This is a genomic window from Sphingomonas degradans, assembly GCF_053502645.1.
The window spans coordinates 2,604,961-2,617,666 of the sequence record NZ_CP177172.1; the positions used below are offsets into that span (position 1 = coordinate 2,604,961).

The 12,706-nt window shown below is 68.0% G+C and carries 11 protein-coding genes; 3 read left to right on the forward strand and 8 right to left on the reverse strand.

Annotation, left to right across the window (positions count from 1 at the left end; all coding sequences use genetic code 11):
- Positions 1–9: 9 nt before the first annotated feature.
- Genes ACG3SL_RS11795 through ACG3SL_RS11805 form a run of 3 tightly spaced genes read right to left on the reverse strand, consistent with a single transcriptional unit; the run spans position 10 to position 1,411 of the window.
- Positions 10–435 carry a hypothetical protein gene (locus ACG3SL_RS11795; RefSeq protein WP_448661329.1) on the reverse strand — a complete coding sequence of 142 codons (426 nt, stop codon included), beginning with the start codon at positions 433–435 and terminating at the stop codon, positions 10–12.
- Positions 432–887 (reverse strand): hypothetical protein, encoded by a 456-nt coding sequence (locus ACG3SL_RS11800; protein WP_448661330.1) that lies wholly within the window; start codon positions 885–887, stop codon positions 432–434. The genes ACG3SL_RS11795 and ACG3SL_RS11800 overlap by 4 nt, the downstream gene beginning before the upstream one ends.
- Positions 884–1,411 carry a hypothetical protein gene (locus ACG3SL_RS11805; RefSeq protein ID WP_448661331.1) on the reverse strand — a complete coding sequence of 176 codons (528 nt, stop codon included), beginning with the start codon at positions 1,409–1,411 and terminating at the stop codon, positions 884–886. The genes ACG3SL_RS11800 and ACG3SL_RS11805 overlap by 4 nt, the downstream gene beginning before the upstream one ends.
- A gap of 160 nt (positions 1,412–1,571) precedes the next feature.
- On the opposite strand from ACG3SL_RS11805, the gene ACG3SL_RS11810 reads away from it, so the two are divergent.
- Entirely contained in the window at positions 1,572–4,058 is a 2,487-nt protein-coding gene (locus tag ACG3SL_RS11810; RefSeq protein ID WP_448661332.1) for an alkaline phosphatase PhoX, read from the forward strand.
- A gap of 59 nt (positions 4,059–4,117) precedes the next feature.
- On the opposite strand, the gene ACG3SL_RS11815 is transcribed toward ACG3SL_RS11810, so the two are convergent.
- The 4 genes from ACG3SL_RS11815 to ACG3SL_RS11830 form a co-directional block, all read right to left on the reverse strand.
- Positions 4,118–5,362, reverse strand: a complete 1,245-nt coding sequence (locus tag ACG3SL_RS11815; RefSeq protein WP_448661333.1) for a dienelactone hydrolase family protein — start codon at positions 5,360–5,362, stop codon at positions 4,118–4,120.
- Between the two features lie 66 nt (positions 5,363–5,428).
- On the reverse strand, positions 5,429–5,794 hold the full coding sequence (locus ACG3SL_RS11820; RefSeq protein ID WP_448661334.1) for a hypothetical protein: 366 nt from the start codon (positions 5,792–5,794) through the stop codon (positions 5,429–5,431).
- A gap of 102 nt (positions 5,795–5,896) precedes the next feature.
- Positions 5,897–7,207: an amidohydrolase family protein gene (locus tag ACG3SL_RS11825; RefSeq protein WP_448661335.1), complete on the reverse strand. Its 1,311-nt coding sequence runs from the start codon at positions 7,205–7,207 to the stop codon at positions 5,897–5,899.
- Positions 7,207–8,628 carry an amidohydrolase gene (locus ACG3SL_RS11830; protein ID WP_448661336.1) on the reverse strand — a complete coding sequence of 474 codons (1,422 nt, stop codon included), beginning with the start codon at positions 8,626–8,628 and terminating at the stop codon, positions 7,207–7,209. The genes ACG3SL_RS11825 and ACG3SL_RS11830 overlap by 1 nt, the downstream gene beginning before the upstream one ends.
- 278 nt (positions 8,629–8,906) lie before the next feature.
- Here ACG3SL_RS11830 and ACG3SL_RS11835 point away from each other — a divergent pair, with 278 nt between their 5' ends.
- Together ACG3SL_RS11835 and ACG3SL_RS11840 are read left to right on the forward strand one after the other, a co-directional pair.
- The gene (locus ACG3SL_RS11835) at positions 8,907–11,561 is read left to right on the forward strand and encodes a PAS domain-containing sensor histidine kinase (protein ID WP_448661337.1); all 2,655 of its coding nucleotides are present in this window, start codon (positions 8,907–8,909) and stop codon (positions 11,559–11,561) included.
- Positions 11,558–12,172, forward strand: coding sequence for a response regulator transcription factor (locus tag ACG3SL_RS11840; protein WP_448661338.1), 615 nt, complete (start codon positions 11,558–11,560; stop codon positions 12,170–12,172). The genes ACG3SL_RS11835 and ACG3SL_RS11840 overlap by 4 nt, the downstream gene beginning before the upstream one ends.
- A gap of 102 nt (positions 12,173–12,274) precedes the next feature.
- On the opposite strand, the gene ACG3SL_RS11845 is transcribed toward ACG3SL_RS11840, so the two are convergent.
- A complete protein-coding gene (locus tag ACG3SL_RS11845; protein ID WP_448661339.1) occupies positions 12,275–12,631 on the reverse strand; it encodes a hypothetical protein in 357 nt (118 codons plus the stop codon).
- Positions 12,632–12,706: the final 75 nt, after the last annotated feature.

The following is a 12,706-nucleotide window of genomic DNA, read 5'->3' on the forward strand; positions in this document are numbered from 1 at the left end:
GGGCTGCCGCTATTCCCCGTCCCCCGCAGGCAGCGGCACGCGCACGCTGTTGCCGCCCCGCGTGAAATAGGCGGCGTCGATCGCCAGGCTCGCCAGCAGCCAGCCGTCGATGCTGTCGCCGGGCCTGAGCGTGCGGCTCGTGCCGTCGGCGGCGCGGACCAGCGCGACGGCGTCGGCGCCCAGCCGCCCGACCACACCGAGCAAGTGCGGCGCGTCCGCCGGAAGCGCCGCCTCCTCGCCGCCCGCCACCGCCCCGAACAGCGGGCGTTCATAGGCTGCACTCGCCGCCGGTATTTCCGGGGCGGCGAGCGGCGCGTCGGCCCGGCCCGCTGTAGTCGGCGCGGAACTCCCATGGGGCACCAGCAACGCCAGCGGCAACAGCACCGCACATCCGCCCGCAAGTGCGAGCGCGACTCTGTCGCCCCGCCCGATCATTGCCATGCCCCCACGACCTGCCCGCTGAGCCGCGCGCCGCCCGCGACCGGCTCGATCCGCCAACTGCGCAGCCGCATCAGCGGACGCTCGCGCTCCAGCGCGTCGGCGAATGCCAGCACCGCCTTTTCGCTCCCCGACACGCGCAGCTTTACCATCGCCAGCGGCGCCGGCCCCGCCATCGGCGCTGCCGCCTCGACGAGCACGCCGCCGGCGCGCGCCAGCCGCTGCACGCGCGCGATGATGGCGCCCTGCGCTGCCGCCACATCGCTGGCTGGGATTGCCAGCCCCTCGACAACGACGGGTGCCACCGGGCGCGGGTGCGCCGCCTCTGCCGCCAGCGCATCGCGGTGCGCTCGCAGCGTGGCCAGCCGTCCCAGCGCGTCGCCGGTGGCAGGCGCAAGGAGCAGCGCCGCCAGCAACCCGGCAGCCGCGCCGATCGCTGTTGCCTTCACTCGCCCTCGCTCCGGAAGGAGGCGACCATCGCGCCATCGCCGCGCCGCTGGCCGCTATCGCGCAACCGCGCCAGCAGCGGCTCACGCCGCAGGGCGCTGCGCACCGCATCGGGATCGGGGGCCGTCGCATCGATTTCCAGCGCACCGTCGGCACCCCGCTCCACGCGCGCAAGCCGGGCATCCTCGGGCAGGCTGCGCGCCACTGCGTCCATCACCGCCGTCAGCCCGGGCCGCGCCAGCACCGGCGCCAGCAGTTCGCGCGCCTGCCGAGCCTCGGCCCGCTTCGCCTCGCGCGGTGCCTCTGCAGCGCTCAGCGCCTGGACCTCGCGCGCCACACGACCGGCGAGCACATGCGCCCCGGCAAGGGTCAACACCGGCCCCACCGCAATCAGCGCCGCGACCGCAAGGCCGATCCGCGCATCGCCACGCGGCATCGCACGCAGCCCCTCGCGCCCCGCGCTCCCCAGCCGCTGGGCAAGGCTGGGCGGCGGCGTCTGCCCCTGGGTTTCCGCGCTATGCTCCATGCGGCAAAGGCTCTAGACGGAGGCGACCGACAAGGCAAAGCGTCACATTCGCGCGCACGCGCGTCATCGTTCCGCAACGCCCGGTGCATACCCATGTAAGACGCCGCCCCCAAGGCGAACCCAGCCGGGTCACGCATGACTCGGATTCTTGGGGGATTCCATGACCGACCAGATTCAGATCGGCTTCGGCTATACCGACGGTGACGTCGATACCAACCACAGCACGACCGTCACCCTGAACGACCTCGCCGAGCAGCGCCTGTCGCGCCGCACCGCGCTGCGCGGTGGCTCCGCGATCGTTGCGGCCACGCTCGGCAGCTCGGTGCTGGCCGCATGCGACAGCAAGGACGTGGACAGCGATCCGTCGCCGACCGTGAGCGCAGGCGCTTCCGCCACCACCACGTCGGGCCGCGTCGTGACGCTGACCGGCACGGCGACCGACAACACCGCCGTCGGCGCGGTTTCGTGGACGCAGGTGGGCGCAACGACCGCGACCACCGTCACGCTCAACGGCGCGACCGGCAATACCGCCACCTTCATCGCACCCAGCGTCTCCGCCGCGACCACGCTGACCTTCCAGTTCGCGGCCTCGGACGGCAAGTCCGTGTCGACCGCAACCACGACCGTGACCGTGAACCCCGCCACGCTGGGCTTCACTGCCGTCGCCAAGAACAAGCTCGACGTCGTCACTGTCCCCGCCGGCTATTCGGTGCAGGTCATCAACCGCCTTGGCGATCCGATCGCCGCGAACGTGGCCGCGTACAAGAATGACGGCACCGACACCAATTTCGCCCAGCGCATCGGCGATCATGGCGACGCGCTGTACTGGTACGGCCTCAGCAGCACTGGCACGCGCGACGACAACAGCTCGACCCGCGGGCTGATCGTGCAGAACCATGAGAACATCAACCAGCAGTATCTCCACGTCGCCGGCGCGACCTCGGTTGGCGGCGTGCGTCCCGAAGGCGAAGCGCTGAAGGAAATCGAGTGCCACGGCGTCAGCGTCACCGACGTGTCGGTCAACGCCAGCGGCGTGTGGAGCGTCAGCCAGTCGAGCAGCTTCAACCGCCGCATCACCCCCAGCACGCCGATGGTGTTCAACGGCCCGGCCAAGGGTTCGGACCTGCTCAAGACCGTGTTCTCGCCCACCGGCGTCGCCGGTCGCGGCACGATCAACAACTGCGCCAACGGCACCACGCCCTGGGGCACGGCGCTGACCTGCGAAGAGAACTGGGCGGGCTATTTCCGCCGCAGCGGCGACAATGCGGCACGCACCGCCAAGGAAGTCACCGCGCTCAGCCGCTATGGCGTGACGAGCAGCTCGGGCAGCTATGGCTGGTCGACGGTGGTCGCATCGGATTCCGCCAACACGCTGTTCCGCCGTTGGGACGCCCGCGCCACCGCCGGCGGCAGCGCCACGACCGATTTCCGCAATGAACCCAACCAGTTCGGCTGGGTCGTCGAAATCGATCCGTACAGCCCCGCCGCCGCGCCGCGCAAGCGCACGGCGCTGGGTCGTCTCGGCCATGAAGGCTGCTGGCCCGGCCTGTTCGTCGTCGGCAAGAAGCCGGCCTGGTACATGGGCGACGATTCGCGCCGCGAATATCTGTACAAGTTCGTGTCGAACACCGCCTGGGTCGCGGCGGACGCCACGGCCACCGATCGCCTCTCGATCGGCGACAAGTATATGGACGCCGGCACGCTCTACGTCGCCAAGTTCAACGCGGACGGCACCGGCACCTGGCTGCCGCTGGTGTTCGGCCAGAACGGCATCACCGCCTCGGCGACCACCTATCCGTTCGCGGATCAGGCCGATGTGCTCGTCAACGCCCGCCTCGCTGCGGACGTCGTCGGCGCGACGCCGATGGATCGCCCGGAATGGACGGCGGTCAATCCGGCGAACGGCCAGGTCTATCTGACGCTGACCAACAACAACGCCGCCGGCCGCCCGCTCAACGGCACCGACGCCGCCAACCCGCGCCACTACAACGATCCGAACGGCGCGGCCCAGACGGCAAACTATGGCAACCCCAACGGCCACATCATCCGCCTGCGCGAAGCCGGCGACACCACCGAAGCGACGACGTTCACCTGGGACATCTATCTGTTCGGCGCGGGTGCCGATCTGGATGCGGCGAACATCAACGTATCGGGCCTGACCGGCGATCAGGACTTCTCGTCGCCGGACGGCCTGTGGTTCAGCCGCTCGACCAACGCGGCGGGCCTCGTGAAGCCGGTGCTGTGGGTGCAGACCGATGACGGCGCCTATACCGATGTCACCAACTGCATGATGCTGGCGGCGATGCCGGGCACCGTCGCCGATGGCGGCGCGCGCACGATCACCAACACCGGCACGGGCGGCATGACCGCAACCCAGGCCACCCGCGTCGGCGCGGCACCGACGGCCGCGACGCTCAAGCGCTTCCTGGTCGGCCCGGTCGAATGCGAGATCACCGGCGTGGACACGACGCCGGACGGCCGCACGCTGTTCGTCGGCATCCAGCACCCCGGCGAAGGCGGCACCCCGGCTGCCCCCAGCAGCCACTGGCCGGACAGCCAGGCGACCGGCACTGCCGCCGCCACGATTCGTCCGCGCTCGGCGGTGGCGGTCATCACCAAGACCGACGGCGGGGTCATCGCGCTCTAAGCGCCCAACCCGTAACCGGAAAGGGGGAGGTCCTTCGCGGAGCCTCCCCCTTTTCGTTTTCAGCGCAGCGTGAGCAGCGCGGTTGCGGCGGCGCTCGGGTCCGCCCGCTCGCGCAGCGACTGCTCGATCGCCAATCCCGTCCGGGCGACCTTGCCCGAATACGCGACCTTGCCATTCACGGTCACACGCACCGGACGGTCCAGGTTCACCAGCCGGTCGGACAGGCGCAGGGTGGTGCCGGCGGGGACGGTGCCGGTCAGCGTGATCGTCTGGCCCTCGACCGTCGCGGTCATGGTGTCGCGCTGCTTCGCCGCCGCCGCATCCGGGATCTGGAGCCAATAGAAGCGGTCGTGCGTCACGTCGTCCTGCTCCCACACGACGCGCCTGGGCCACGGATCGCGCGTGAAGCCCGCCATCCACGGCAGCGCCTCGGCATCCTTGCGGTTCATCCAGTGGGGCAGGCCCGGATAGATGCGCGACATATGGACATAGCCGCCGGGGTCCGCCGCCGCGAGCCGATCGAGTTCGGCGGTGCGCTCGGCGGCGATCTTGTTGCGATCATAGGCGGCATCGGCACCGCCCATGAAGATCGCGAACGGCAGGTTGCGCAGGCCCAGCAGCGACGCATCGTTCGGGTGCCCCGCCATCATCGCGGCGGCAGCGAAGCGGTCCGCCATGCGCGGCGCGACTTGCCACACGCCGTCGCCGCCCGCCGAATAGCCCATCAGGTACACGCGGTTTGGATCGACGCCGTTCACCGCAACCTGCGCGTCGATCAGCGCCTGGAACAGCGCGTCGATATGCGCCTCGTGCCACAGGTTCCAGCTATCGGTCGGCGCGCGGGGGGCGAGGTAGATGCCCTCTGCCGGCTCATACAGGCGAATCTGGTTGCGCCATTGCTGGTCGTTCACGGCCGGCTCGGCATTGCCGCCGCCGTGCATCGAAATCCACAGGCTGCGCTTGCCCGGCGCGGCGTCGCCGAACAGCTTGCTTTCCCATTTCAGCGTCTTGTCGCCGATGGTGATCTGCTTGGCGGCGATCGCGCCCGCCCATTGCGCGGCGACGGCGCGCATCCGATCGGCGCCCAGCAGCGCCAGCGCGCTATCGGCCTGCGCGCGCGTGAGAGGACGCGTCAGCGCCGGATCGTCGAGCCGTCGCGCGGCATCGCTCCGGGCAAGCCACGCTTCGATCGCGGGGACCGAGGGCGCTGTAGCGGCGCGGTGGGATTGGGCGAAAGCTGGCGCGACAAGGGCCGGGGCGAGCATGCCTAGGGCAAGGCCCAGGCGGATTGGGGAGTGATGCATCGCGCTCCTTTAGCGAAGCGCGATACCCTGTCGATAGCCAACGCCCCGACCCAGCCTGTTGATGCCTTACCGCGTGTCGGTGCGGGTGATGATGTTGGCGGTGCCATCGGGCGTGATGCTGATCATGTGGCTTGCCCCGCCGACGCAATCGGCGCGCCACAGCGGCTTGCCGTCCTGGTCGGGCATGCGCGTCGATGCCTTCACTTCCTGGCACGGCAGGCCCGCGTCCATGATCGCGCGGATGAACACGACGTTGCGCTCGCGGTCGGACATGGTCAGCACGGTCGCCAGCACATTGCCCTCGCCCTGTGCGTTGTCGGCGATGTTGGCGGGTTCGGTCGTCGTCGTGTTCGCCGGGGTCTGCTCGTTCGCGGGCTGGCACCCCGCGACCATCAGTGCGGCGACGGCGGTTAGGACTAAGCGCGAAGTCATTTCAATGCTCCCTTATGCCGGGACGCCCGGCCGTTGGTGACTACACCCCAGATGCAATGCTGCATCCATTGGTAAGGTTCCGCAACGACCGGGCAATCATACCTACCGCTGATAGGCCTTGGGCAAGGCGCCCTCCTTGGGCTCCCAATAGCGGTCGCGCAGGCGCGTCTGGCGGCTGACCAGCGGCTGCTCGACGCCGTCGATGAACACTGCCTGCGCAGTGCTGCCGATCTCCAGCGGGTCGCCGTCCCACACGACGACATCGCCCTGGCGGCCCGGCTTGAGCGAGCCGAACGCATCGCCCATCCCCAGCGCCTCGGCGGGGCGCGAGGTGATCGTGGCGAACGCCTCGCCCCAGCTCAGCCCGCTGGCCCCCGGCACCTGTGCGATGGCGACCAGATTGCCGGCATATTGCTTTTCCCAGCGGGCCTGGCGCGCTTCGTCCTGGTTGATCGTGCCCATGCCCACCAGCACGCCCGCCGCCTTCATCCGGCCGATGTTCGATTGCGTGGCGGCAAGCTGCTCGAAGCTTTCGGGCAGGTCGGCGACCGGCGAGGCGATCACCGGCACCCCGGCGGCAGCGATCTCACGCGCAACGGTCCACCCCTCGGTCGCGCCGACCAGCACGAGGCGCAGGCCGGGCACATCCTTCTTGAGGCCCAGCACGACCAGAATGTCCGACGCCCGCTCGACATGCACCAGCAGCGGCATCTTGCCCTGCACCACCGGCACCAGCGCGGCAGCATCGGCGCGCGTCAGCATCGCTTCCTTGCTGTTGCTCTCGAACGTCGCGGGGCTGCGGGCATAGTCGCGCGCCAGCAGCAGCGCGTTGTGCAGCATCGCATAGGCAGCGGCGCGGCTGCCCCCTGCCGCACGCGCGCCCGCCTCGCCATATTCCATGAACTGGAACGCGCGCGGACGCGCCACCGGGCCCAGATCCGCGCCAAGGTCGATCACCGCGCCTTGCCCCGCAAAGATCGATCCCCGGCTATTGTCGGGCGCCACGACCGCGCGAGTCACGCCTTCCAGCCGGTTGATCGCGATCGGGCTGCTCTTCGGGTTCACCGCCGGCGCGACATCAAGCGCGGCATTGAACGGCGATCCGCTGGCGGCGGTGTCGTTGGTGCCTTCGACCGCGTCGACTTCGACGATCCCCATGCGGGTGAAGCCCGCAAAGATGCCGGGCGAAACCCAGCGCCCGCCCGCATCCACCACGCGGACTCCGGCAGGCACGGCAACGCCTGCGCCGGCTGCCACCACGCGCCCGTCGCGGATCACGACCGTGCCGCCCTCGATCGGGCCGGCGCCGTCGCCGATCACCAGCTTGGCATTGGTAATCGCCACGGTCTGCGCCGCTGCCGGCACTGCCAGTGCCACCGCCGCAGTCGCGGCCATCAGGAGCATCCGGTGCATCACTTCACATCCCCCTCGCCCGGCTGGCCCAGCTCGAAATCGGAAACCGGGCGCAGCTTGGGATTGCCCGCATCATAAAGCAGCGCGCCGTCGACCCAGACCATCTGGGGACGGGTATAGACGCTGAACGGATTGCCGTTCCACAACACGACATCGGCCATCTTGCCGGGCTTCAGGCTGCCGGTCCTGTCGGCTATGCCCAGCGCCTTGGCCGGATTGATCGCCAGCCATTTCCACGCCGTCGCCTCCGAAATCTCGAAGCCGGCCTTTCGGCCCGAAGCCCGCGCCTTGGCGACTTCCTGGTTCAGCCGCTGGATGCCGTTGGCGTCGTCCGAATGGATCATCGCGCACGCGCCTTCCTTTTCCAGGATGGCGAGGTTCTCGGGCACCGCGTCATAGGCTTCCATCTTGAAGCCGTACCAGTCGGCCCACACGGCGGCACAGGTGCTGTTCGCCTTGAGCAGATCGGCGATCTTGTACGCCTCCACTGCGTGGTGGAAAGCCGTCACGCGATAGCCGAACTCCTTGGCCATATCCATGACGATGGCCATTTCGTCGGCGCGGTAGCAGTGGTTCTGGACCAGGATCTCGCCGTCCAGCACCCCGCGCAGCGTGTCCATCGCGATGTCGCGCGCGGGCGGTTCGCCGCCCTTTTCCTCATATTTTTCCCAGCGGCGCTTATACTCGACAGCGCGCGCCCAGGTCTGGCGATCCACCGCGATATTGCCCATCCGCGTCGAAGGCTGGCGCCCCTTGCTGCCATAGACGCGCTTGGGGTTTTCGCCGCACGCCATCTTCAGGCCATAGGGCGCGCCGGGGAACTTCATGCCCTGCATCGTGCGGGCATAGACGTTCTTGACCACCACCGATCGCCCGCCGAACAGATTGGCCGAGCCGGGCAGGATCTGGAGCGTGGTCACACCGCCATTGGCCAGCGCGCGGCCGAAACCGGGGTCCTGCGGCCACACGCTGTGCTCCGCCCAGACTTCCGGGGTGGCGGGGGATGTGGCTTCGTTGCCGTCCGAATTGGCCTCCACGCCCGGCGAGGGATAGTCGCCCAGATGGCTGTGGATGTCGATCACGCCGGGGGTCACGTATTTGCCGCGCCCGTCGATCACGGTCGTGCCCGCATCCGCGCTCAGCCCCTGGCCGACCGCCACGATCTTGCCGTCGCGGAACAGCACCGAACCGCCCTCGATCCGGCCGCCCTCGCCGTCCAGCACGGTGACGTTGGTCACCAGCGTCGGCGCGCCGGGATAGGCGCGATAGGTCGACGGATAGGGATCATGGGCATAGCCCTTGCCCTTGCCGGGCCCCGATGCGGTGGCAGGCGCGCCGCCGCCGCTCTGCGCCTTGCCGCCCCCTGCGGCACAGGCCCCCAGCGCCACGGTGGCGCCAAGGATTAGGATCGATCGGATCAAGCGCAACTCCCTTTGATTTTGTGTATCGGGCCCCCGGCCCCGTTGCCCCTGTGATCGCCGGGAAGCGCCCGGTTTGCAAGCGCCGCGCGAAGCCGACGCTGATGCACGATCCGGAAACCATAAATAAATTCCGTATAGTGAATGTACGTAGCTATCGAATTCTGTTTCATTGATGGTACGAAGACCAGGGGGCCTGGCCACCCTGTTCAGGGGCAGGTGATTTGCGTTTGATTATCAATTACGGAAGGTCTTGGGCGGCCACCGCTTCAAGAACTACCTTGATCGCCACCGCACTGACCGTCATCGCCAGCATTTCGAGCCTGGCGATGGTTGCTCCATGGGCATTCGACCTCCCCGCACTGCAGGGCTTGGGCTTCGATGGCCGACCCGTATGGCCGCTGACCGGCATCGGCTATTCCGCGCTCTCGATCGCCTTCACCTGCGCCCTGCTGGGCCTGCGCCGCACCGCCATCGCGCTGTGGGGCTTCACGGTCCTGCTCGGCGGGGTCTCGCTGTTCCAGTGGATGTCGGGAATCGATCTCGGGATCGACACCGCGCTGTTCCATGACAAGGTGGTACAGTTCGACGCGGACAAGCCGGGGCGCCCCGGCCCCAACCCGTCCACGATATTCCTGCTGCTGTCGTTCGGCGGCTGGGTAGCGCTGTCCCAGGCTCCACGGCTTTCGCCGGTGCGCGGCGTGGTCACGGCGGCGACCTTTACGGTGTCGGCGACCGTCGCCGTGATGATCCTGCTCGTCTGGCCCTCGTCCGCCGACCATTCGCTGGCCAACCTGGGGGCGCCGGGCATCGTCACTGCCATTGCGTTGGCGCTGGCGTTCATCGTCCATCACAGCGACCCGCTATGGTTCCGGCTGGTGGCGGTGCAGCGCAAGGATTGGCAGGTCCTGCGCATCCTGCTGCCGATCGCCATCGCTCTGCCGGTCGTCCCCTCGCTGATGGAGGCGCTGTTACAGCGATACGACCTGTTCAGCGATATCACGCGCGAGATCGTCGTGGTGGTCGGCAACGTCATGATCGTCGCGATCGTGCTGTATTGGGCGGTCACGCGCATCGATCGCGGTCGATCGGAAGTGATCGAACTCAGCCAGGCGATGGAGCAGACCACCGTGGTGCTGACCGACCTGGATGGTCGCATCAGCTATTGGTCGCAAGGCTGCGAGCAATTGTACGGCTGGACCGCGGCCGAAGCCACGGGCAGGCGAAAGTACGCACTGCTTCGGTCGCGCTGCGAAGCGCCGGGTTTCGGCGCGCCGCGCCCCGCCGATACCGAGAATATTCTGCTGGTCGAGCGGTGCCGCGACGGTCGCGAAGTCTCTGTGATCGAGCGCGCGCACAAGGTGGACAGTCCCGGTCGCGCGCCGGTCCTGGTGCTCAGCATCACCGACGTGACCCAGGGAATCGCCGCCGCGCAGGCGCTTGCCGAGAGCGAGGAGCGGCTTGCCATGGCCGTGGCGGTGCACGAACTGGGCATCCTCGAATGGGACGTGGCATCGGGCCGGATCGACTGGTCGCCCGGCACCGAACAGCGGCTCGGCCTGGCCACCGGGTCGATGCGCGATTTCGAGGCGTGGCGCAGGATCGTCGATCCCGCCGACCTGCAACAGATTCTGGACAGTATCGCACGCGCGGTCCAGACGCGTGCGGACCGGTTCAACTGGCGCTATCGCTTCCGCCTGCCGAACGGGGCGCAGCGCACCGTCGAGGGATCGTCGCGCACCTTTTACGACGCGGAGGGCAATCTGGTCCGCACCCTCGGCGTGATCCTGGACGTCAGCGAGCAGGAGGAACGCGAATGCGCCCTGCGCCGGCGCGAGGCGCAGCTGCGCTCGATCCTGGAAACGGTGCCGGACGCCATGGTCGTGCTCAACGAAAGCGGCGTCATCCAGCAGTTCAGCGCCGCCGCCGAAGCGCTATGGGGCTATCGCGCCGCCGATGTCGTCGGCCAGAACGGCGCGATGCTGATCCCGGCCGATAGCCGCCCGGAAAAGCTGGAGCAGCTCAGCACGTTCGTCCGAACCGACGAGGAACTGGTCGGCCGGGTGCTGAAATGCGACGCGGAGACGGCGGACGGTCGGCGTATCCCGATCGAAGGCCGCATCGGCATCGCGCATGTCGACGACGAACTGCTCCTGACGATCTTCGTCCACGACCTGTCGCACCAATTGGCGACCGAAGAGCGGATGAGCGAGCTGAACGCCGAAATCGCTCATGTCTCGCGCCAGAGCGCGATGAGCGAGCTTGCCGCCGACCTTGCGCATGAGCTCAACCAGCCGCTCAGCGCCACGTCGAACTTCCTCGCCGCCGCGCGCATCCTGCTCGATCGCGGCGAGGCGGTGGAGCGCGTCACCGATCTGTTGCGCATGGGATCGGAACAGACCCAGCGCGCGGGCGAGATCATCCGCCGGATGCGCGCCTTCATGGCACGCGGCGAAGTCGAGATCCGCGCGGAATCGCTCGAACGCACGGTGCGCGACGCGGCCGAGCTGGTGATGGTGGGCACCGGCCAGTTCCAGATCCGGGTGATCTATCAGCTCGATCCCAACGTGCGCCACGTCTTCGCCGACCGCATCCAGGTGCAGCAGGTGCTGGTCAACCTGATCCGCAATTCGATGGAGGCGCTGCGCCAGATCCCGCGCGCCGAACGCGAAATCACGATCGGCTCGCGCCCGGCGCCGGACAACATGGTCGAAGTCGAAGTATCCGATAACGGCCCCGGTATCCCCGCCGCTGTGCTCGAACAGATGTTCTCGCGGTTTACCACGACAAAGGGGCCCAGCGGCGGAATGGGTATTGGGCTTTCCATAAGTAAGCGTATCATCGAGGCCCATGGCGGGACATTGAGTGCAGGAAACCGGCCGCAGGGGGGCGCTATTTTCAGGTTTACCCTGCCCGTTGTCGAGGAGGATGAATGACTAGGACGATCTATATCGTGGACGATGACGATGCCGTCCGCGCATCGCTGCACAGCCTGCTTTCGGTTCGGGCCGATCTGGTGGTGCGAAGCTATCGCTCGGGCGATGCGTTCCTCCAGGAAGCGGGCGAGCTGGACCCCGGCGTCTTGCTGCTCGATTTCCACATGCCGGGCGCGTCCGGGCTGGACGTGATGATCGCGCTGGAAGGCGTGGGACGCTTCGTGCCGATCGTGCTCACGGGCCAGGGCAATGTCGGCCTGGCGGTTCAGGCGATGAAGGCCGGCGCGCTCGATTTCATCGAGAAGCCGTACGAAGCCGAACTGCTGATGCAGGTGATCGACAACGCCTTTTCCCGGCTGGAAGAGGACAGCGAAGCCGCGTCGCGGATCGGCGCTGCCGAAGCCAAGATCGCAAAGCTGTCGCCGCGCGAGACCGACGTGCTCAAGGGGCTGATCGAAGGGCGATCGAACAAGATCATCGCCTATGAACTCGATATCAGCCCGCGCACTGTGGAAATCTATCGCGCCAATCTGATGGAGAAACTGGAAGTTCGCAGCCTGTCCGAAGCGCTGCGTATCGCCTTCGCCGCGGGACTGTTTCCCAAGAACTGATGCCGGTCACCCGCCATCCGGGCGTGCGCAGCCACGCTCCGGATGGTGGGCGGGCGTGCATGGGAGCAGGCGTAACGGCGTAGAACGAATCCGGCGGTGCCGTCAGCGGCCCGCTTCCCAGGCGCTGACCAGCGACGTGATACCCGCCGCCGCCGTAGCCCCCTGGACATAGAAGAGACGCGGGTCGTCGCTCTCGCGGGCCTCGGCACCCGGAGTCAGCACTACGACGCGGCTCCACCGCGCATCCGCGCTCAGGGACTGTGCGCCCCCCTCACGGTGCAACGCCGCGCCCGCATCGGTGATGAGCACCGCTGGCCGGTCCGTATTTCGGGTAAGCTGCGGGTCATCATAATCGCGCGCAGTCACCAGATCGGCGCCGGCAAGCGTCAGGCGCGCGGCCAGCGTGCTGCGCAACGCCACTTCGCTTACGATCAGCACGAACAGCAGCATCTCTGGCACGTGGTTTTCCTTGCCTTGCCGGTGTGGATGCTGAGGTATCGGAAACCCGCAATGCCGACGATACCGGACTAGTAC

Excerpts from the sequence above, each read along its gene's own strand:
- ACG3SL_RS11795 (WP_448661329.1), bottom strand. The coding sequence starts at position 435 with ATGATCGGGCGGGGCGACAGAGTCGCGCTCGCACTTGCGGGCGGATGT.
- ACG3SL_RS11805 (WP_448661331.1), bottom strand. The coding sequence starts at position 1,411 with ATGGAGCATAGCGCGGAAACCCAGGGGCAGACGCCGCCGCCCAGCCTT.
- ACG3SL_RS11810 (WP_448661332.1), top strand. The coding sequence starts at position 1,572 with ATGACCGACCAGATTCAGATCGGCTTCGGCTATACCGACGGTGACGTC.
- ACG3SL_RS11815 (WP_448661333.1), bottom strand. The coding sequence starts at position 5,362 with ATGCATCACTCCCCAATCCGCCTGGGCCTTGCCCTAGGCATGCTCGCC.
- ACG3SL_RS11820 (WP_448661334.1), bottom strand. The coding sequence starts at position 5,794 with ATGACTTCGCGCTTAGTCCTAACCGCCGTCGCCGCACTGATGGTCGCG.
- ACG3SL_RS11825 (WP_448661335.1), bottom strand. The coding sequence starts at position 7,207 with ATGCACCGGATGCTCCTGATGGCCGCGACTGCGGCGGTGGCACTGGCA.
- ACG3SL_RS11840 (WP_448661338.1), top strand. The coding sequence starts at position 11,558 with ATGACTAGGACGATCTATATCGTGGACGATGACGATGCCGTCCGCGCA.